At 43.9% G+C, this 20,630-nt stretch carries 22 protein-coding genes and 1 pseudogene; 20 read left to right on the top strand and 3 right to left on the bottom strand.

Annotated features, from left to right (window positions below):
* Nucleotides 1-16 precede the first annotated feature (16 nt).
* Nucleotides 17-370, top strand: coding sequence for a TnpV protein (locus VSQ32_07015; GenBank protein ID MEH2942615.1), 354 nt, complete (start codon nucleotides 17-19; stop codon nucleotides 368-370).
* 172 nt (nucleotides 371-542) lie between these two features.
* On the opposite strand, the gene VSQ32_07010 is transcribed toward VSQ32_07015, so the two are convergent.
* From VSQ32_07010 to VSQ32_07000, 3 genes are all read right to left on the bottom strand, one after another.
* Nucleotides 543-1,139 (bottom strand): hypothetical protein, encoded by a 597-nt coding sequence (locus VSQ32_07010; GenBank protein ID MEH2942614.1) that lies wholly within the window; start codon nucleotides 1,137-1,139, stop codon nucleotides 543-545.
* Entirely contained in the window at nucleotides 1,132-2,046 is a 915-nt protein-coding gene (locus tag VSQ32_07005; GenBank protein ID MEH2942613.1) for a hypothetical protein, read from the bottom strand. Before VSQ32_07005 ends, VSQ32_07010 begins: the two co-directional genes overlap by 8 nt.
* Before the next feature lie 129 nt (nucleotides 2,047-2,175).
* Nucleotides 2,176-2,823 carry a sigma-70 family RNA polymerase sigma factor gene (locus tag VSQ32_07000; GenBank protein ID MEH2942612.1) on the bottom strand — a complete coding sequence of 216 codons (648 nt, stop codon included), beginning with the start codon at nucleotides 2,821-2,823 and terminating at the stop codon, nucleotides 2,176-2,178.
* 272 nt (nucleotides 2,824-3,095) lie between these two features.
* Here VSQ32_07000 and VSQ32_06995 point away from each other — a divergent pair, with 272 nt between their 5' ends.
* From VSQ32_06995 to VSQ32_06905, 19 genes and pseudogenes are all read left to right on the top strand, one after another.
* Entirely contained in the window at nucleotides 3,096-3,335 is a 240-nt protein-coding gene (locus VSQ32_06995) for a hypothetical protein (GenBank protein ID MEH2942611.1), read from the top strand.
* On the top strand, nucleotides 3,332-5,305 hold the full coding sequence (locus VSQ32_06990; GenBank protein MEH2942610.1) for a recombinase family protein: 1,974 nt from the start codon (nucleotides 3,332-3,334) through the stop codon (nucleotides 5,303-5,305). Before VSQ32_06995 ends, VSQ32_06990 begins: the two co-directional genes overlap by 4 nt.
* A complete protein-coding gene (locus tag VSQ32_06985; protein MEH2942609.1) occupies nucleotides 5,295-5,603 on the top strand; it encodes a hypothetical protein in 309 nt (102 codons plus the stop codon). Before VSQ32_06990 ends, VSQ32_06985 begins: the two co-directional genes overlap by 11 nt.
* On the top strand, nucleotides 5,570-6,292 hold the full coding sequence (locus VSQ32_06980; protein MEH2942608.1) for a ParM/StbA family protein: 723 nt from the start codon (nucleotides 5,570-5,572) through the stop codon (nucleotides 6,290-6,292). Before VSQ32_06985 ends, VSQ32_06980 begins: the two co-directional genes overlap by 34 nt.
* Before the next feature lie 12 nt (nucleotides 6,293-6,304).
* Nucleotides 6,305-6,802 (top strand): hypothetical protein, encoded by a 498-nt coding sequence (locus tag VSQ32_06975; protein MEH2942607.1) that lies wholly within the window; start codon nucleotides 6,305-6,307, stop codon nucleotides 6,800-6,802.
* Nucleotides 6,803-7,661: 859 nt separating this feature from the next.
* On the top strand, nucleotides 7,662-9,377 hold the full coding sequence (locus VSQ32_06970) for a MobA/MobL family protein (GenBank protein ID MEH2942606.1): 1,716 nt from the start codon (nucleotides 7,662-7,664) through the stop codon (nucleotides 9,375-9,377).
* A gap of 392 nt (nucleotides 9,378-9,769) precedes the next feature.
* Entirely contained in the window at nucleotides 9,770-10,333 is a 564-nt protein-coding gene (locus VSQ32_06965; protein ID MEH2942605.1) for a hypothetical protein, read from the top strand.
* Between the two features lie 109 nt (nucleotides 10,334-10,442).
* Nucleotides 10,443-11,747 carry an MBL fold metallo-hydrolase gene (locus tag VSQ32_06960; protein MEH2942604.1) on the top strand — a complete coding sequence of 435 codons (1,305 nt, stop codon included), beginning with the start codon at nucleotides 10,443-10,445 and terminating at the stop codon, nucleotides 11,745-11,747.
* A 463-nt stretch (nucleotides 11,748-12,210) separates the two neighbouring features.
* Nucleotides 12,211-12,861, top strand: coding sequence for a hypothetical protein (locus tag VSQ32_06955; GenBank protein ID MEH2942603.1), 651 nt, complete (start codon nucleotides 12,211-12,213; stop codon nucleotides 12,859-12,861).
* A 258-nt stretch (nucleotides 12,862-13,119) separates the two neighbouring features.
* Entirely contained in the window at nucleotides 13,120-13,566 is a 447-nt protein-coding gene (locus VSQ32_06950) for a hypothetical protein (GenBank protein MEH2942602.1), read from the top strand.
* A 13-nt stretch (nucleotides 13,567-13,579) separates the two neighbouring features.
* Nucleotides 13,580-14,380, top strand: coding sequence for a FliG C-terminal domain-containing protein (locus VSQ32_06945; protein MEH2942601.1), 801 nt, complete (start codon nucleotides 13,580-13,582; stop codon nucleotides 14,378-14,380).
* Nucleotides 14,377-15,381: a hypothetical protein gene (locus VSQ32_06940; protein ID MEH2942600.1), complete on the top strand. Its 1,005-nt coding sequence runs from the start codon at nucleotides 14,377-14,379 to the stop codon at nucleotides 15,379-15,381. The genes VSQ32_06945 and VSQ32_06940 overlap by 4 nt, the downstream gene beginning before the upstream one ends.
* A gap of 51 nt (nucleotides 15,382-15,432) precedes the next feature.
* Entirely contained in the window at nucleotides 15,433-16,050 is a 618-nt protein-coding gene (locus tag VSQ32_06935; GenBank protein MEH2942599.1) for a hypothetical protein, read from the top strand.
* 97 nt (nucleotides 16,051-16,147) lie between these two features.
* Nucleotides 16,148-17,125: an ADP-ribosylglycohydrolase family protein gene (locus VSQ32_06930; protein ID MEH2942598.1), complete on the top strand. Its 978-nt coding sequence runs from the start codon at nucleotides 16,148-16,150 to the stop codon at nucleotides 17,123-17,125.
* A gap of 14 nt (nucleotides 17,126-17,139) precedes the next feature.
* Nucleotides 17,140-17,538, top strand: a complete 399-nt coding sequence (locus VSQ32_06925) for a hypothetical protein (GenBank protein ID MEH2942597.1) — start codon at nucleotides 17,140-17,142, stop codon at nucleotides 17,536-17,538.
* On the top strand, nucleotides 17,535-18,332 hold the full coding sequence (locus VSQ32_06920) for a metallophosphoesterase (GenBank protein MEH2942596.1): 798 nt from the start codon (nucleotides 17,535-17,537) through the stop codon (nucleotides 18,330-18,332). The genes VSQ32_06925 and VSQ32_06920 overlap by 4 nt, the downstream gene beginning before the upstream one ends.
* 91 nt (nucleotides 18,333-18,423) lie before the next feature.
* Nucleotides 18,424-19,104 (top strand): hypothetical protein, encoded by a 681-nt coding sequence (locus tag VSQ32_06915; GenBank protein ID MEH2942595.1) that lies wholly within the window; start codon nucleotides 18,424-18,426, stop codon nucleotides 19,102-19,104.
* Between the two features lie 224 nt (nucleotides 19,105-19,328).
* Nucleotides 19,329-20,273 (top strand): annotated as a pseudogene (locus tag VSQ32_06910) (helicase SNF2).
* Nucleotides 20,254-20,628 (top strand): TnpV protein, encoded by a 375-nt coding sequence (locus VSQ32_06905; GenBank protein ID MEH2942594.1) that lies wholly within the window; start codon nucleotides 20,254-20,256, stop codon nucleotides 20,626-20,628. Before VSQ32_06910 ends, VSQ32_06905 begins: the two are co-directional and overlap by 20 nt.
* The last annotated feature ends 2 nt before the right edge of the window (nucleotides 20,629-20,630 follow it).

The following is a 20,630-nucleotide window of genomic DNA, read 5'->3' as shown; positions in this document are numbered from 1 at the left end:
AGAAAGGCGGGTGTATATGGAGATTACATATCATTGGGAAGGCGACTATCTGATTCCCGACCTCAAACTTTCGGATACAACAGAATATCATATCGGAAAATATGGAAGAATGAGGCAACAGTTTTTGAAGGAGAATCATGGAGGCATTTATTCATATATGATTTTGTCAGAAACCTTATGGAAGCATCTTGCGGAAATTGATGAAGAATGTAATGAGATGATGGACAGGCTTGTAAGGCAGATGGCTAAGAAAGAGGGAGTGACGGAGCAGTTAAAATCCGATGACTGGCTCTGTTGGCTTCAAAAAATGAACAGCATCAGGAGCAGGGCGGAGGAAGTGGTGCTGCACGATCTGATCTATTCCCTTTAATTTTGTTCTGGCTTTAAGTTTTGTAGCATGAGGCGCAGAAGATGTCAAGACACCGGCTCCGCCTCGCCTGCGGCGGTCTTGACATCTTCTGCGCCTCATGCTATGGAGTGGTTAAGGGGGAACAAAGTTCCCCCATTGCATTAAAAATGCCGATGGCGGTATTCTGAAAAAATCAAAATTGGGGATTGACAGGAATTAAAAAATAGCTTATTATTGACAATAAGAAATGGGTTTTCACCGTACATCTTGCTACGGCTTGCTCGTTTCTTTTTTTTACTGCCAAAATATCATACAGATATTTCCTGCCATTTTCAGCATGGTTAATCAAAAGCCGGGCATGGAAGATATTGTATCTGACAAGCGTATTTTCCTCATAGACCGGGAGGGCAAAACGGACATCATACCTGTACCAGCCGTATTTTGCGTTTTTATTGTGTTTTTTCTTACGATTTTCTTCAAAAGCTGGGTTAGATGCTATCTGTATCAGTTCCGGTATCGCAGTAGCGGCATTTGCCTTCGCTTTTGCATTTGCACCCATAAGGCTTTTACGGCTCTCTGATTCCGTGTATTCTTCCGGCAGTTCACTCCCGATAAAAATATGCTCTGCATTTTCAGCGATTTCGTAATAGTCTCCGACATATCCTTCGAGATACTGCTTTACATCATCCCAGTCAATCTGACGCTTGCCCTTGAAACGGATATCGTTAATCAAGACCAGCTTTTTACCGTCCGCATCGGTTATGATATTTACATTCCTGTTTTCAATCATCTCTTTTGTTTCCTTTCTTCTTTTTCCTTGATTTGTAGACATTAAACTGGTTCTTGCACTTCTGGCTGCAAAACTCATTCCCCTTCCTGCTTGCGACAAAGGCTTTCTTACAGTGTTTGCACATGCGCATATCACTGTCCTTATCCGTAAGCATGAATGAGAAGCACATCTGCACCATGACGAGCAGGGAGTGAAAATCCCATACGATAACGGGCGAATCCTTTTCAAGCGCGATCCGGTAAGTCGGGGATATGCCGCCGAAAGCGGAAATGCCCTGACGGTACAGGCTGCGCGTCTGTTCATCAATGGTATCATAATCCATGTAATAAAGGAAACTTGTCATAAAGGTAAATGCCCAGTCGGTAAATTCCTTTACAAGCCAGTCGTACCTTTCTGCATATTCTTTCTGCAATCCCATTGCCACAGCCTGCGGCGCATTCCCCATAGCCATTGTAATTGCAATACCCTCACGGTCAGTTACAGACCAGCCTGATTCTACGCCGTTCTTTCTGAAATCCGGCTTGTCAAAAGGGTAAAAATAGGCGAGATAGTCCTCTGTAGGGAGGGATTCTTCCTTTATAAAGTGGTTTTTGGGAAGATACACCGATTCATAAGTAATGAAATCTGCTGTTGTCGGCAGGGCGGTAATAAAGCCGAGAAAACCATATTTTTTGATAAAGTCAAGTACAGCTTCCTTCAATTCTTCTTCCGGTACTTTGTGCATGGCGGCAAGCCCAACATTTATGGCATCAATGACAAGCTGTTCCGCTTCCTGCATGGGATGGTACATTTCCGGTTTGGCATCTCTGGAAACCGTTATGTAGAGGTTACTGTCACTGCCTGTCTTATATTCATAGCTGCTGTACCGAATCCACGGTGCGCTGGTGTGTTCAAATAAATTCTTCATAAAATCCTCATTTCTAAGCGTTTTGTTGCAGGGACGGCAAGAAATCCGCAAATGTAATTACCTGTCTGCTCCGTTCAATCCTGCCACATCATCTGATGTAATATTTCTTCTATTATAAGCAGTTACTCGTTATCGGTCAAGCTGTCTGATGCTCTTTTTCTTCCGCACTCCATTTTCCAAGAAATATTTTTCGTCAAGCGTCATCGGCAGGTTGTTTTCTTGCCTGTATGTGAGTATGCCGCCGTAAAGTTTCCGTATCTTTTTCAGGGCAGTTTCCCTAATACCCCTGATATTCCGGTCAGACTGTCCGATACTTTCCGCATACTCCGTTGCGGAATAATCACGCAAAAACAGATAATAGAGCATATTTTTGAGGTGCGGCTTTAGTTCCTTCAATATTTCCGATAAATCCGCATCCGTGACAAGCTCATGCATTGTTTCCGGGTGGTCAAATATAATATCGAGGAAATTGCCCGCAAGCATGAGCCTTCTTAAAATCATGTCATAGGAAGGCTTGTCGGAAGCATAAAACTCATCCGCGCCCCATTCCAATGGGACAGCGGAGCGTCCTGTCTCATGGTCTCTTTCTTTCCGTTCCCTGTTTGCGTCCAGTTTATCCCACCAGTACAGCACATTTTCAAAGTCGGCTTCCGTCCTTGCGCTTTCCTCAATACGCTGGATCGCAAGGGCGCGGGCTTCACGGTGGAGCATATCCCCGTCCGCTTCCGTTATGAAATTCTGCTCCCTGAATGCCGGAAGTTCAGCGTATTTTGGCATTTATGGTCAGTCCTTTGCAAAAAAATAATATTTTGTAGCTGTTTTTTTCCAAAACACTTCCGTTTTTATAGCCGTTTTTCTCCTATTAGTGAAAGAGTAATTCTTTTTGAATAAAAATCAGTTACACAAAAGGAGGGGCAGGCTATGAGGCACGGATAAAACAAAAATCCGGTTACTAAGTACGGAAGTCGGAGTCTTAACGGTTCCACGAACAATTATAAGGGAAATGTGTGTGAAGCGCAAGAAAGGATTGCATGATGGAGGCAGTAAAATTGAATAATGATATGGCAAAGTCCAGCCCTTCTGCGGCTGGCTTTTTTTACCGCAGGATCGGCGGGACACTTTTCAAGGTCAGAGTATATACAGGTTCGGGGTACGCCGATACGCCTGACGAAAAAATTGACGAAAAAATATCCCGTCTAATCTGCAACGAAATGATGACAGGAGGCGGAAACTGTGGTATGATGGATTCACCACAGATGAGCCAGCCGCTGGAAAGGAGTTCGGAATGAACAACAGGACGGCTGGGGACAACAGAATAACAGCTCTTTATGAGCGGCTCTCAAGGGACGATGATCTTGCGGGGGACAGCAACAGCATAGTCAACCAGAAAAAGATGCTGGAGGATTATGCAAAAAATAACGGGTACACGAACACGGTGCATTTTACGGATGACGGATTTTCCGGCGGCAGTTTTGAAAGACCGGGATGGAAGCAGATGTTAAGCCGGATTGAAAACGGCGACATCGGCACAGTCATAGTAAAGGACATGAGCCGTGTCGGGAGGGATTACCTTCAGGTAGGATTCTACACCGAGGTATTCTTCCGGGAAAAAGGTGTCCGTTTTATTGCTGTTTCCAATGGTGTTGACAGTGACAACAACACCAGCAGTGAATTCGCCCCTTTTTTGAATATCATGAATGAATGGTATCTGCGTGACTGCAGCAGGAAGATTACCGCAGTTTTGCGGGCAAAAGGGAAAGAAGGAAAACCAATCACAAGCAATCCGCCATACGGATATGTGAAAAGCCCTGATGATAAAAACCTTTGGCTTGTCGATGAAGAAGCGGCAGAAGTTGTGAAAAAGATTTTCCGTCTGACCGTGGAGGGCATGGGACCGTACCAGATTGCAAAGCGGCTTATGGCAGAAAAGGTGGAGAAACCGTCATATTATCAGGCGACAAGGCAGAGGGGCAATTTCAAAACCATGTGCGATTTTGAAACTCCCTACAACTGGACGGGCGGATCGGTGGTGCGGATACTGGAAAGACCGGAATATATGGGCGACACAGTGAACTTCCGCAGCCATAAGGAATCCTACAAGGATAAGAAAGCGGTTAAAAACAGCAGTGAGGATATCCTTATTTTTCAGGATACCCATGAACCAATCATAGACCGCAGGACTTGGTATCTGGTGCAGGAATTAAGAAAGACGGTGCGGAGAGTGGATACCAGCGGGGAAGGAAGCCTGCTGACCGGAAAGCTCTACTGTGCGGATTGCGGCGGGAAGATGCACTACCGCAGAAGCACGACAAGGGCAGGCAGGGACTGGCGCGGGATTCCGAACGGAGAAGTCCAGCACACATCCGCAGGTTTTAATTGCAGCACCTATAACAGCAGCAGAAAAAAGTATAAACAGGTGTGCTGTTCCCATTCCATAAAAGAGGATACGGTAAAACAGCTTATCCTCGAATCAATTCAGTATGCCTTAAAAAGCGTCCGCATGGACGAGGCGGCATTTATAAAAAGTATGCGGAGCGCATCAGAGGTCAGGGACAAAGGCGAAGTGAAAAAGCTGAAAACAGACCTTGCGAAAAAAGAGAAGCGCTTTGCAGACCTTGACTTACTGATTAAAAAGGTGTATGAGGACAATGCAATGGGGAAGCTGCCGGACAGACGGTATGAGATGCTTTCTTCCGATTACGAGAAGGAACAGCAGGAGATTGAGAGTTCTATAAGAGAAATTCAGGAAAAACTCATGCAGTTTGAAGATGATACGGACAGAACGGAGGAATTTCTCTCCCTTGTCCATAAGTACACCGACATTCAGGAGCTGACGCCTGCCATCGTCAATGAATTTGTGGACAAGATCATGGTTCATAAAATAGAGAAAACAGACGGCGACCGTATACAGGAGATTGAGATTTTCTTAAATTATATCGGGAAGGTGGAGCTTCCGGCACAGGAACTTTCGGAGGAAGAAATGGCGGAGGAAGAAAAGAAGCGGAAACGCCGCCAGTACAGGAGGGAATACCAGAAAGCCTACCGGAAAAAGCACAGACCGGAAATCCGGCGGCTGATTGAGGATGCAAATGCGGCAGATAAACAGAGACAGATAGCGGAAGCCGAACAGTCAGCAGATGAACTTCTGCATACGGATGGTACGGAACAGGTTGCGGCTATGGTGGCAGGGGAAAACAAGATTATTATAGAGAGCAGCCTTCCGACCAAAGAGGAAGTGAAAGCAAAATATGGCAGATAATTTGATGAACAACAACTATGAAAGTGAGGATTTTGATATGGCAAAGATTAGAGATTATAACATGAACGGAACAATTATTTTAGGTGTGGATGCAGGATATGGGAACTATAAAACGGCGAGATGCTGTTTCCCGACTTCCGTAATCAGGAATAGCCAGCCGCCTGTCTTTACGAGGGATTATCTGGAATATAACGGCGGCTACTACACCATAGGCGAGGGACACAAAAATTTGTTGCAGAGAAAAGCGCGGATGATGACAATTATATCCTTACCCTTGCCGCCATTGCAAAGGAACTGAAAGCGAGGGGGCTGTCAGCCGCAAAGATACATCTTGCGGTGGGACTTCCGCTGAAATGGGTGCAGGTACAGCGTGATTCGTTCCGTGAGTATATGATGCAGAACCGCCATGTTGATTACAAGTATGCAGGAAAGCGTTATACGGTTGACATCGTGGATTGTACGGTCATGCCGCAGTGTTATGCAGCGATAGCGGAAAATCTGCCCGATTTTAAGGGTATGCACATGATAGCGGATATCGGAAATGGGACAATGAATGTGATGATACTCAATAATGGCAAGGCAAGCGAGAGCAAATCGTGGACGGTAAAGCTGGGGGCAAATGAATGTTTTATGGCAATCCGCAATCTTATACTGGACAGGAAAGCGGAGGAACTTCCGGCAGAGATCATCGAGAATTATCTCAGATATGGCAGCACTGATATAGGAGATGAATACAAGTCACTCATGGAGGAAGCGGCAAAGAGCTATGTGGATAAGATATTTGCAGAGCTAAAGGTACATGGGTATAACCCCAATCTTATGAAACTGTATATTATGGGCGGCGGTGCAAAGGTTGTGGAACTTGTGGGAGATTATGACAGCGATAATGTCACTTTCAACCACGATATACGGGCAAATGCCAAAGGCTACGAATATTTCTGTTATATGAAGCTGCGCAGGCAGAAAGCAATGGCATCAGCCGGATAAGGGGGCATCCGAATGAAAAGTAAAAACCACAATATCCGTTTTAACATGGAAAAAGGGGATGAGTGCAGGGCGTGGGAACTCCTGCACTCCCCACAGGTACGGCAGATGTTTAAGTCACAGAACAGATTTGTGATAGAGGCGGTCAATGATTATTACGACAGATGTGTGGCAATGAAGAATGATCCCTATCTGGAAACGAGGGAGAAAGAGGATGCTTTTGCGGAGCGCATCGTGGAGGTAGTGGAAAAGAAAGTGATGTCTAATCTTCCGGCGCTGTTCGGGATGTATATGGCGCAGATGCAGGTTTTTCCATTATCCGTTCCTATGGGGGCATATTCGGTGGCGCAGGGCGGTATGGTGTACGGACAGGCGCAGACAGGAGCCTTGTCCAGTGGCACGAATCCCCAAAATATGGCAACGCAGGATGCGGAAGATACACAGGGGCAGGATAAACAAGAGAGTGTCACAGAGCCACCGGACAATGAATTGATTGATTTTGACGCATTTTAATATAAATATAGATAGGGCTACGGTAAGCGGATTTATCGTAGCCTTATTTTTATGAAATGAAACGTAAATGTAGCTACATTTTTATAGTAACAGGAAGAAATGTAGCCGAAAGGCTACAAAACAAGGACAAAGGGCAGGAATAAAAGGCTGCATAATAAAGGGCAGGCATTTAAGCCCGCAAAATAAGGGAAAAGAGCAGCCGAAAGGCTGCAAATAAGGGCGTAAATATAGCCGTCTGTTTTGAGACTGACATATTGGGTTTCAGACAGGCGGCTTTTTTATGCCCTGAAAAGACTTGTTTTGGAAACGACTTCGGAGGTGTCTGGGGAGTGTCGGCGGGTAATTTCCGGGGAGGGCGAAAGCCCTTCCCTAAGCCCTCGGCGTTTGAGAGCGAAATACACCCTCCGCACAAACCTTCGGTTTATGCTCCGGGGATTTCGCCCTTGCAGGGGGCAAATTTGCGTCTGCGCAAATTTATAATCCAAAAGAGACGGACTGTATTTATTCCCGCGAGTAATGAGCCAAGCAGCCGCGCTCGCGCGGATATTTGGCGAATGCCGCGAGGGTCAAATACCCCGCCCCTTGGGGCGGAAAGAACAAGCTAGGTCATGCCCCGTAGCTTGCTGCGGGGTATTTGACTCATGCCGTCCAGAGGACGGGCGCATGGATGGCGCTTCTGCCTACGGCTACATTTCAGGGCAGATGTGAAGCATCGTCAGAGGGACTACACAAAATGAAGCCCCTCTGTGGCTGTCAGAAAGCGACCGCCATAAACTGCCCGTATCCGGGCATCGGTTCGCAGCCAGCCGTCTGATAACGGCTGCTCACAAAAATCTGCCAAAAGAAAGGAAAATCGTTTATGAGGAGAAATTCATTTATAGAAATGGCAAAGCTACATAACTTATCGGGGCGCATCACTTATATTTCCAGCCATGCCAAACAGGAATATTTGTATGAAGTCTATGCCACGGAGCCGGACAGGGCGTTCTGGCGGGAACTTGCCAAATGTAATCAGGAAGAATTTGAAAAAAGTGGGACGAATGGGAAATGTATAGAGGCGAGCGAACTGATGATCGCTCTGCCGGAAAGTTTTATCAGCTATGACCATGAGTATCTACTGAAAAAGATGGTTGACGAATTTAAGGAACTGTATGGTGTGGAATGCTTTGCCGCGCTCCACCACAATAAACAGAAAACAAACCTGCATATCCATATGATATTTGCGGAGAGAAAGCGGCTGGAACAGCCGGAGGAAAAAACTGCCAGCCGGAATATGTTTTATGACGAGCAGGGAAAACATGTCAGGACGAAGAAAGAGATTCTTGACGGGGACGGAAATATCCGTAAAGGTTGTAAAATCATCAAAAAAGGCGAAGTATACGAGCGTAAGATTTTTACCATAAAGGGCAGCCGTTTTAAGCAGGAATCCTTTCTGGACGAAGCAAAAGTACTTTATACGGATTTAATCAACCAGATGGTGATTGACGATAAGGATCGGCTCAGCATATTTGACAAAAACGGTCCGTACCTTGCGACAAAGAAAGTCGGCAAAAATAACCCGAAAGCGGAGGCGATAAAAGCAGACAATGAAATCCGCATGGAATGGAACAGGGCTGTTGACCGTGCAATTGTGAGCGACGTATCGGAGATTGAGGTTGTGGAACTGAAAAAGACGGAAATCATGGACAGGGTAAAGGAATCCGTGGAGCAGAACGGAAGTAAGCCGGAGCTGTTCGGGGAAATTGTCAGGGAGGCTATTGAGCTGTTAGAGAAGCTGATTGCAAAAGTTATGCGGAAGGTAATGGATTTTGTGGAAAAAGGTATCGGCAAAGTTACCGATGCCCAAAAGGAAACACCGAAAGAAATGGAAATTCATATCCATACAAAAGATGAGCCGGTGGTTCAGCCGGAAAGGAAGAAGATACCGTTTCCTGTTAATCCACAGCGTAAAGTTAAAGCAGATGTACGAAATGAAACAGAACAGCCACAAAATACTGCGACAGCAAAAAAATCCGTCATTGAGCAGATTAAACCAGAACAAAAATCTGCTCCTGTCGGAACAAAGCGGCTGGAAACAGAAAGACAGCCACAGCCCAAGCCTTCCATACTTGCAAGTAAATATCCCCGTCTGAAAGAGATTGACCGTAAGCTTAAAGACCAGAATAAGGCAATTTTTGAGCGTGAGAAAAAGCGGGATAAACTGAAAAGGGAATTATCCGAATTCACAGGTATTTTTAAGGGCGGCAGACGGAAGGAATTACAACAGGAGATTGACAGTATCGACAACCAGATTTCCGATATGAAAAAGAGGCTTTCTTCTATTGTGAAGGAATATAAATTTGACTCTATGCAGGCATTCTATAAAGAATTTGAAGCCGCAAAGAAAGAGAATCTTGAGTATCAGGCGGCTTGTGCGGAGTATGAGAAAATCTACGGAGAAAAAATGGCAGATTCCATGAGTATCAGAGACAGGCTTAGGCAGAAAGAGCAGATAGTAAAAGAAAGAGAAGCGAATAGGGGGCATCAGGCAAGGCAGAACGAAAAAGATGCAAGGCAGACAAGAATGGGCAGATAATACCTTCATCTATCTGGTAGCTATACGTGTATTTAGGTTTCAATTGAAGATGGGATAATAGAATAAACAGCAGCGTTGCCATGAGCAGACAAAATCGCTGTTGCTGATAGAGGAATTTGAAACAGCCTATTATAAAGGTATCACCGGAATTAGACAGTTATTGGTATACCCGTTCTGAATGTGAAAAAATGTAGACATGGGAATGTTTTTTGGATATAATTAATCAAAAAGAGCGATGTTTTCGGAATCTTTCGGTTGATGGGGGAATACTGCTATTCTTATTTTGCTTTGAAAGTCTTTGACTTTTAAAGCATGGATGGTCATGCGATTCTCCACAAAGACGAGAAGTTAAAAACGATTGGGAAGTCCACCCATGAATGCGGGGAAGATGTATGGAAGCGATAGAATTAAGCCAAACTGACCGTCAGCTTTTGCTGTATGATATTTTTTTCAGAAGCCAGCAGGTGGAATATGAGGATATTACATCAAGGCTTCCAATTGGCAAAAAAATGGTGCAGCGCGATATTAAGACATTGACAGACGCCGGTCTGATACGGATAAAATATTCTAAAAAATATAAAGCATACATACATGATTCCATGCATCCACCGTCTTTTCATGAAAATGCAAAAGGAAGATATCGTATACATTTGATGAAGCTGCGGAGAATTGCAACACTGATGAAGGAACTTTGTATGGATACAAGTTCTTATTATGACGTAGACGGGGACACATATTTTTCCTGCAAAATATGTTATTATGAGTTGTTTCCGGAAGCGAACGAGCGGATGAGGCAGAGGGATTTTGAACAGTTGAATAAAATTGGCTATCCGATCACCTATGATAATTACGAGCGGCGCTACAAAATGTGGGAGGGAAGCTATTTAAGAGACGATTTTGGCGTATTTTTAAAAGACGGGAAATTAATGCGCCATATGGGGTTCGATTTATATTGAGCGACACTACTCTGTCCGTCTGCGAAAAGCTGCTATGCTATGATTGATGATAAGCGCTGTGGAAAAAGTGTTAAATGTTTATAAAAACGGTTGGAAAGGGGAGAGAGTTATGGAGCAGAAGAGGAACCGGATTACGATATACCGCGGAAGTCATCAGATTGGCGGCTGCGCAACGGAAATCCGCACGGATCACCACCGCGTTATAATTGATTTTGGAGCAAATCTTCCAAACAGCAAAGATGAAAGCGCCATGGGGGATGAGACGCTTGCCCGGACTATTTTTAACGGCGAGCCTTGCGACGGCGTATTGTTTACGCATTATCACGGAGATCATATCGGACTGTATAAAAAAATCCCGCAGGATATTCCGCTCTATATTGGATCTACAGCTAAGAAGCTTTTGAAGATACTCACGGAAAAACTGGATTTCATTCCGAAAGAAGAAGCGAAAGGACTGCCGCGTATCGAAAGCATAAAGAGCTATTTTCCCGGGCAGAAGCTGGAAGCGTTCGGCGATATTCATGTAACGCCTTTTATCGTTGACCATTCCGCATTGGACTCCTATATGTTTTTCATTGAAACCGGCGGAAAGAAAATCTTATTTACGGGAGATTTCCGCGAACATGGCATTATCGGAGAGAACAATACGCTTGAAAAGATGGTGCGGACATACATAGGCGAAATAGATATTTTGATTACCGAGGGAACGATGCTCTCACGTGTTGATGAAACAAAACAAAACGCAATCCTTACGGAATCGGAGTTGGGAAAGTGTGCGCGGGAGCTGTTTCAGGCAAATAAGGAATCCGTGATTTTAGTGTCCTCAACCAATCTGGACAGTATTATGGAATTTTACCACGCCCTTCCCTGGGGAATGGATTTTGTCTGTGATGCGTACCAGGCGAAGCTGATATTGGCGGCGATGGCGGACAAAGGGAAATATTATAAGAAATACAGGCCGGAGATGATTCATGGAAAGCCGAGAAGGCTGTACATTGTCGGCAATGATATGGAAGGGCTTGGGGCAGAGGAGAACTGTTACAAGGCGGATTTTTCCATTCTGCGCAGAAAAGGATTTACGATGCTTGCAAGGGAGAGCAATCCAAGGTTTCAGAAAATTATGGAACATTTTTCTGATCCGCTTATTATTTATTCCAAGTGGACAGGATACCTGGAAGGAAAATATGCCGATCCAAAGGTGAAAGAATTTATCGGAAACCATCGGATGGAAAAGCTGCACACCAGCGGACACGCTTATGTGGAAACAATAGAAAAACTGATACGCCTGACGAATCCAAAGGTTATCATTCCCATGCATACGGAATGTGCGGAAACTTTTGGAACAATGCCGGAATTTGTAGCGTATCGTGACAGGGTGAAAGCGCTTCAGGACGGGGAATCCTATTGCTTCTGAATCAGTTAAGCGGTACTGTTTTATTCCCGCGAGCAATGAGCCAAGCAGCCGCGCTCGCGCGGATATTTGGCGAATGCCGCGAGGGTCAAATACCCCGCCCCTTGGGGCGGGAAGGACAAGCTAGGCCATGCCCCGTAGCTTGCTGCGGGGTATTTGACTCTATGGATAACTGCATCAGCCTGCGTTTATAAGAAACACAGAAAGGATTTGCATGAAAATACATGAAATATTAACTGAATACATCATAAGAGATTATTATACTCCCAACATTAAGGCAGAAGTAATATTGGATATGATACTGACTCCTGTGATCGGCGAAATTTTGACAGTAATCGGACGGAGTAATACAGATTTGGGAATCAATGGAAAGATGCGGCTGCTTGCAAAGGAGTTCCCTATGTTAAAATCAAAGTCCTGCGCCAAAACCAGCGGCAAATACCGCACCTGCAATGCGGATTATCTGATGTGCGATAAAAAATCCGTATATTTTGTGGAATTAAAAACAACACAGCAAAGCCTTGACGACGGCCAGATGAAAAATTACCAAAATTACCTTGTGCGTTGCAAAAATAAAGAATTTTCTAGTGTTCCAGGAGCAGAGTTTATTGACTTATTAAACCATGTAAGTAAAACAGGATACCCGGACAGCAGTGAAAAGAAAACGTGGGGAATCACAAAAGATGATTTAAAAAGGTTATTTAAGGCGATTGTTTGGTATCAGGAGTATAGGGGATATGGGAAAAAGGGGAAAAAAATTCCGTTAAGAGAGGATTGGGCAAAGGAGAAAACCTGCCATGTTGATGAGGCAATTGCTTATTTAAAGGAAAACAGGGCAGTTTCATCGAAAAAGTATCTTCTCACTGCCGGGCAGATGCTTGATAATATGGAAGATGGTGGATGGTGGGACTGCGGGCAGATAAAATTGCTTTATCTTATGCCTGAAACGCTTTCGGAAAAAGAAATATCAGAATATTATCGAAAAGGTATTATCTTTGTGACCTTTCAGGAAATTATGGAACAGGCACGCGGGATTTATATGGAGATAGAGAAACAAGAGTTAAAAGACTACTGGAAATGGGTTATGGAAATATTGAAACAATGTGGTTTGTATTGATTCCAGACAACAATCAGTACAGGATTCTCCGATTTAAAACAGCAAAAAGGACAGTTGGAAAACGGATATTTCCAGCGTCCTTTTTTATTTCCGAAACTATATGGGGACATTCCGAAAAGTGGGCGACAATATATTGTCCTTTTGTTGAAATCCATATGCTATACTTGTGCCATAAGATATGCTGAACCTTGAAAATTAAATAAAGAACGCGGCCATAAGAATAAAATTGTAACAGTGTATTAGAGCAGGAGGATGTATATGAAAGAAACGATTAAAAATGAGATTTTGAAACGGTATGAAATTTTGTTTGAGCAGGGGCTGACTACAGATGCCAAAGACTGGGTGAGGGACGGGAAGGTCCTGATCAGCAACACATTACTAAACAGGTACCCATCCGGCAAGATGGAATTGTGGGGCATAATATTCACGCTCAATGAGAAACCAGAGTATGCTCCTTATGTGGAAGAGATTGAAGCGGAGAAGAATGTGACAGTTTACATGGGTATTGTAACCCGTACCACGATTGGCACGCTGCTTTCTCTTATGTTTGTGTCGGCGGAAGAATCAGAGTGGAAAAGAGAAAGGGAGTTTATGGAACAGGATCAGATTCACTATGCCTTTGTTTTCAACATTGAGGAGGAAATGTGTGAACTTGGTTCTATCCGATATGAAGTGGCGGCAGGCGGTTTGGTAAGGGTAGATTGAGGAGGATTGAAAGATGAATGATTTAAAAAAGAACGTAAATTTACCGTTACTGTACGAAGTAAGAAAAGATGTATTTGTAAAATTAAGAAATGCGGAATGCGGAGAGCGTTGCTTCTCCCTGATGCATCATATGGATCTGCTGACGCGAATCGCAAGAAAAGAAGGTCTGCTGGCATTGGAAGGCGCAGTGAAAGAAATTCCTTCAGAGATTGGATTTTATCAGGATATACAGTCCGCAGTTTTTTATATTTGCGACGGAATACAAGGAGAAGACGTCATAGAAATCCTTTCTGCGCGTTATTGGATAAAAAATTTACGGGGGGAAGATGCGTTGCTGTATTTTATGATAATTTTATCCATCATAAGAATTCAGGACTGCACACCTCCTCATCTGCTGGAAAGTCTGCTTATGTCATGTCTTCCCGACGGCGTTGCTGAAAAATATACAGAGTATAAAAAACAGTATCAGGCGGAGAGACAGGAGGAGACGCCTTTGGAACACTTACTGAATAGCGAGCCTGATATTGGAGAGGGGGGAATTTTAGTTGTAAAAAGATTATTGGAAGAGAAGATTGAACTTGCTGGTGTTCGGGCTTTAAAAGGCGTGATTTGCGAGGCCAAGGATAATTGTTTGGAAATTTCCCTGAAAGGGCTGTCTGTTCATGCCAGAAAGAGACTTTTTTCCGTCATTTCGGATTATAAAGCAGAAGAATATGCAAATAATTGCTATTACATGGGGCCTGTCCGGCAGATAGACATTATGGCGTCTATGTCCGAGCTGATTGCCCTGTTTGAAAATAGGGGGTTTTTATGATAGATTTTGGCAGATGGATTTATTCAAAAGATATTGCGGCATGGGCTGCCAAAAATACTGCTCTTAATTTGGAAGAGCAGATTGCATGTATCTGCGCCGCGCCCCACAGAACGCTGGAAGAAAAACTGGAAGGCATAAAAGAATTAAAATCCGAACATGATGGAGAGGCGCTTTGGGATCAGATTGAAAATATGAAAACGGTTTTGCATAGAAGCCGTTCAGATACGAGGGTATATGCATATTTATTTGGCATTGAAATATTTTTCCGTGGAGAAAAAGAGGGGTTTTTGCCAAGTACGATATTCAAGAGCGCGGGGGAAGCGGTAAAGGGAATTTGCTATCATATTGAAAAAGCAGCCGAAGAAGAGCATTTGGAAAGAAGAAACTGGTGCGGCGTCGTCAGGGTATTCCGAAGATCCGGTAAATCCCCGCATGGTTATGTTCCCATAAAAAATACGGTTGTCCGTCATGACGGAGAGGTGATTTATGTTCAAAACATTTACAGTAAGGACGGAGGCCATATGTCTGAAGGAATGGACATGGGTTACTTTGACGCTGTAAAAGTTCCATACCCTTCAGGAACTATTCTTTCAATCTCCCAAAATCCATATATTCCGGAATTGAAGGGAGTTCTTGTAAATATGACAGAACCAGACGAGGAAAACTTCCCGGATGAGCGTTATGATCAATGGCTGATTTATCCAACGCGGCAGCATAGGGATCAGACCCATGGAATTGGGTTCGTCAATTTAAGGGATGATTATATGCCTTTTGAAAACAGCCCGGATTTTATGTTCCCATATAAGCAGTTGATGACTGTTTACGAGGGTAATTTGAAAGAAGATGAAACATGGCTGTCTGAATGCAGCGCGCTGATTCGGGCGGATAAGAATTGCATCAGAAAAATATTGTGTGACCGTGATCCAAAAGAATGCCGGTACATAGTCATGAATGACGAACGGCTGAGATATGTCAGAGAACTGTCTGCGAAACAGAGGTGAATGACGACGGGAAAAGTAAAGTTGTATTTCAATCAAAAATGGAGGATTTTCATGAAAAAGAAAACAGTTAAAAACCGATATGGCGTACAGGTTGGCGATATTTTTAGAAGGCATTGCTGCCATGAGGATGTCAGATATTATTTCTTTTACCAGGTCATTGCCCTGCGTGGAGAAACACAGGTTGTGGTAAGGCAAATTGGAAGAAAAGTCATTGCATTTGACAGGTTTTATGAAAGAGTTGTCCCGGTTCAAAATGCATGGGCATCAGATGAAATCCTTGTACGGAAAGTACATGCGGTCGAAAAAGTGCCCGATGCAGAGCCAAAGACGTTTGAAGACAATATATGCAGTATTATGATTAAAGTATCATGTAACGGTTGGTCAGGCTATGCTCATTTAGACAAACAACCGGAGAAGGAAATGTATCTGGAATGGTGTAATGGTCCCTGTCTTTCCTATCTGTTTGAGAAATATAACCCTGAACTTGCAAAACAGCTTAACCTGTACAATGGTTCGGGTGTTTTTGCCGCAGACAGGCCATTTAAATCATGTGACGATGACTGCCGTGCCGTCATTCGCTATCCTGATGGCAGGCAGCAGGAAACGACATTAAGTGTTCTGCTGCACTATGCGGAATATGTGGAAGAGAAACGGGATAGGAATGGTTAAATTTACCTGAATTTGTACAGATAAGAGAGAAATTATCAGATGAATGGATGGAATCACAGAAAAGTGCGAAAAAAGCAGCGTAGGAATGGAGAAAAGTATGGGAAAGGTTTATGGTGGAATTATTGGTGCGGCGGTAGGGGACGCATTGGGCGTGCCTGTTGAATTTATGTCCAGAGAGGAGCTTGCAAAATCCCCCGTTACCGGGATGCAGGGCTATGGGACGCATAATCAGCCGATGGGAACATGGTCGGACGACACAAGCCTGACATTGGCATTGACGGATAGTATCGTGCGAAGACAGACTGTTGATTATTATGATATCATGGATAAATTTTCGGAGTGGCTTCTTTATGGCGCATATACGGCAACAGAAGAGGTATTCGACGCGGGCGGCGCAACAAGCAGGGCGATTATGAACTATGGACGCGGCATGAATCCGTTAGAATGCGGCGGGATGTCTGAGTATGAAAATGGAAACGGTTCTTTAATGCGGATTTTGCCTGCTGCGTATTATCTGGAAAAACAATCAGGTATTTTACTGAGTGAACAGATGGAGATTGTGCATAACATTTCGTCTCTGACCCACAGACATCCAATCAGCCTGATTGGATGCGGAATCTATGTCAATGTCGCTTTGAAATTATTGTCAGACAGTTTGCCGTTAAAGGAAGGAATCAGACAGGGAATGGAAGAAGCTTTTCAATACTATATAAGCGAAAAGTGGGAAGATATATCTGTATATGACCGTCTGAAGGATATAAAAAGCTTTGCGGCCCTGCCGGAGGCTGAGATCAGGAGCAGCGGCTATATAGTTGATACCTTGGAGGCGGCGGTGTGGTGTCTGGTAAACACATACTCTTTTCGGGAATGTATCTTAAAGGCCGTTAACCTCGGGGATGATACAGACACGGTTGGAGCGGTTGCCGGCGGTCTGGCCGGAATCTATTATGGAGCAGACAACATCCCGCAAGAATGGCTGGCGGAGATATTGAAAAGAGATGTTATAGAAAGATTATGTGCAGAACTGGAATGTTTGCCTCAAAAAACAGGCTGGGTCAATGATTCACTTAATTAAGAAAGAGAGAACATATGGAAACAATAAGTATACTGATACAAATGATAATTTTGCTGCTCTTTGCAGCGGCAGGTTTGGGGCTTATGTTATTTCCCATTTTATTTGATGTTGATGTGAAAAATAAAACCGGAAAAGGATTTTTGAACCGATGGATGACAGGGATTGAATTCATTTGCCTGATCGGATGTTTTGATCCGTCTTCTGACAGTTTTTATGGGAATTTAGGATGCCTGTTTCTGTCAACGGCAGTATCTGTCATGCTTGCATGGAAAAAGGCAAAGAAGCTTCATTTTGAAAATCCAAAAGCTCTTGGGGCAGTTTTGGCACAGATTTTCTCACCGGTCAGTTTACTGTTTCTTGTCATCATGATTGGCAGGTTGATGGATAAGTTGAAGAAAGACAGAAAAAGATGAGCAGTTATGTAATCAGCGACATCCACGGCTGTTATAATGAGCTTCGCTCCATGCTTGAAAAAATCTGTTTTTCTGAAACAGACTTCTTGATTCTTGCGGGAGATTCTATCGACAGGGGAAAACAGAGTTATGAGATTTTATGCTGGATGGAACAGCGTCCGGCAAATATTCTGTTTTTGCGGGGAAATCATGAGGAGGAATTTGTATCTTATATAGATCTGATGCTGACGGTTGACCGATCAGAAGAATTAAATACGGATTTTTCCTCCCATGCGGATACCGCGGCATTATATGAATCTGTGAAATATCTGTTCCGCAAAAAGGAACTACCCATGGCATACTTTGACCTTTATGGCACGATAGGTATTCTATTGGAGCAAAACCGTGTTACGCTGAATGACTTGTGCGGATGGTCGGAAATGATTCGAAAAATGCCTTATTATAAAAAATTAGAAGCTGCGGGCAGAAAATATGTTGTGGTCCATGCCGGATATGCTGAAAATTTGGAAGATATTTGTGGACATTTTGAAAGTCTGGAACAATTTTATCTTTACGCAAGGGAAGAAAGCTTCCAATCAGGCGGCATACGGCATGGAACCATTATTGCCGGACATACTCCCACTACCGTCAAAAAAAGTTTTGCCTATAACGAGGGAAATGTCTTCTGCTGTTACAATGCCGGGAAGGACTGTCTTTTTTACGACATTGACTGTGGCTGTGCGTTTCGGTACAGAGAATTGGGGGCAAAGCTCGCCTGTATTCGGCTGGAAGATGAAAAAATATTTTATCTATGAGTCTGTTCGTTTGTGGAATATAGCGTGAGAAGAACTTCTAACTGCCTGTGGCATGGCAGTTAGAATAAATTGAAAAATCAGGAGGAAAGTTATGGGAAAGAAAAAAGTGAAAAATCGATACGATGTGCAGGTAGGAGATATTTTTAGTAAGAATAGTGAGAATAGTAGTTATTCTATCTTTCTTCAGGTAGTTGCATTGCATGGGGAAACGAAGGTAGACGTGCGTGAGCTCCGGCAGAGATGCATTGAGTTTGACGGTCATTATAAAGGCATTGTGCCTTTGCCGGATAACTGGGTGTGGGATCGGGAGCGTATTTTGACGGTACGAGAAAGGGAAGGTAAACTCGGTGTGGTTTTTAAGAATGTTTTTGGGTATCAGTGGGTTGAATTGGACAGAACCGAAACACATATGTATATGGAACTGCACGAAGACGATGATTGTCCTTTTTATTTTCGGGACTATTGTCCTGAAATTGCAGAACAGCTTGACCTGAAAACAGGTTCGGGCGTTTATGCAGTAAGTAAACCGCTTGAACTTGAATGGTTCATTAATGACGATGATTGCCACGCCATAATCCGCTATCCCGATGGGCGGGAAGATGAAACTGTTTTCCGGGAACTGATGCGTTACGATAAAGTATCGCAGGAGCAGGGGAATTGGATAGAACTCTTCCAAATGGCTAAAGATTTTGGGTACTTGTGGAATGAACAGGAACAGATTATGGTGGGAAAATTGATAAGCAGACTGAATAAGAGTATAAAAGATAAGTGACGGGCTGCGGGAAAATCATTGAATAGTATATGCCATATTCATGGTCTTGTAGGGCAATCTTACTGCAGATTAGTTCATGCAGCAGATTGCCTGTTTTTTCTGTCAGATTTTGTAATTCTTTGCTAAGTTTAGCAAATATCAGATTACTAAAGTTTTTTCTTTATCGTTGTTATTTTGCAATATTTTTACCCATGAACGCGTCAAAAGTTTACAAACACACTTGACAATATCTCTCTGAACTGACCGGAGGGAAGGGCATCACATTTGCAACGGGCACACCAATCAGCAACAGCATGACGGAACTCTACACCAATATGCGTTATCTCCAGTACAACACCTTACAGCGATTGGGGTTAGGGCATTTTGACAGTTGGGCGGCATCATTCGGGGAAACCCAGACAGCCATAGAACTTGCGCCGGAGGGAACTGGATATAGGGCAAAAACAAGGTTTGCCAAGTTCTTCAATCTGCCGGAGCTGATTGCGCTATTCAAGGAAAGCGCAGACATTCAGACGCCGGATATGTTAAAGCTGCCTGTGCCGGAAGCAGACTATGAAAATATCGTGTTAAAGCCGAGCGAATACCAGCAGGACATGGTTCAGTCCCTTGCGGACAGGGCGGAGGCAGTGCGTGACCGTAAAGTAGATCCTTCACGAGATAATATGTTAAAGATAACCAACGATGGAAGAAAGCTGGCGTTAGACCAGCGGCTCATCAATGATATGCTTCCCGATGAAGAAAACTCCAAAGCCACAACCTGTGTGGAGAAGGCGTTTGAGATTTGGGAGCATACAAAAGAGCAGAAATCGGCGCAGCTTATCTTCTGCGATTTATCTACACCGAAGGGAGATGGGACATTCAACGTATATGAGGACATCAGGGATAAGCTCATGGCGAAGGGAGTACCGGAGCAGGAGATAGCTTTTATCCATAACGCCAATACGGAAACAAGGAAAGCGGAGCTGTTTGCAAAAGTAAGAAGCGGGCAGGTTCGTTTTTTGTTAGGCTCAACCGCAAAAATGGGAGCCGGGACAAACGTACAGGACAGATTGATTGCGTTACACCACCTTGATGTGCCCTGGCGTCCGTCCGATGTAGGACGGATTTTGCGGACATTCAAAATAAAAAAGAATGTGGAGGTAACAGACAATGGCAAAATCATTATTTGAGGAACTGGGCGGCAAATACGAGCGGCAAGGAGATTACTTAATACCGTGCTTGACTGTACCCGCCGAAGAAGAACAGCCGATAGGCACATGGGGACAGCGGCATCTAGACTATTTGAAGAAGTACCGCAGGGTTACATACACCAATCTTCTCACAAGCGGCAGGCTCAATGCTTACCTTGCCGACATTGACAGGCAGGCGCAGGAACGCTTTGAAAGGCTCATAGAGGGCATGAAACAGGCACAGGGTATCACGGAACAGCTAAAGGAAGAAAACGCCTTAGAATGGACAGGAAGAATGAATAACATAAGGGGTTGTGCGAGGGAGATTGTGAATGAGGAAATAATCTACACATAACG

This window comes from Lachnospiraceae bacterium JLR.KK002 (assembly GCA_036941025.1).
Classification (GTDB): Bacteria; Bacillota; Clostridia; order Lachnospirales; family Lachnospiraceae; genus Petralouisia.
This window is presented reverse-complemented; position numbering and strand designations above follow the sequence as displayed.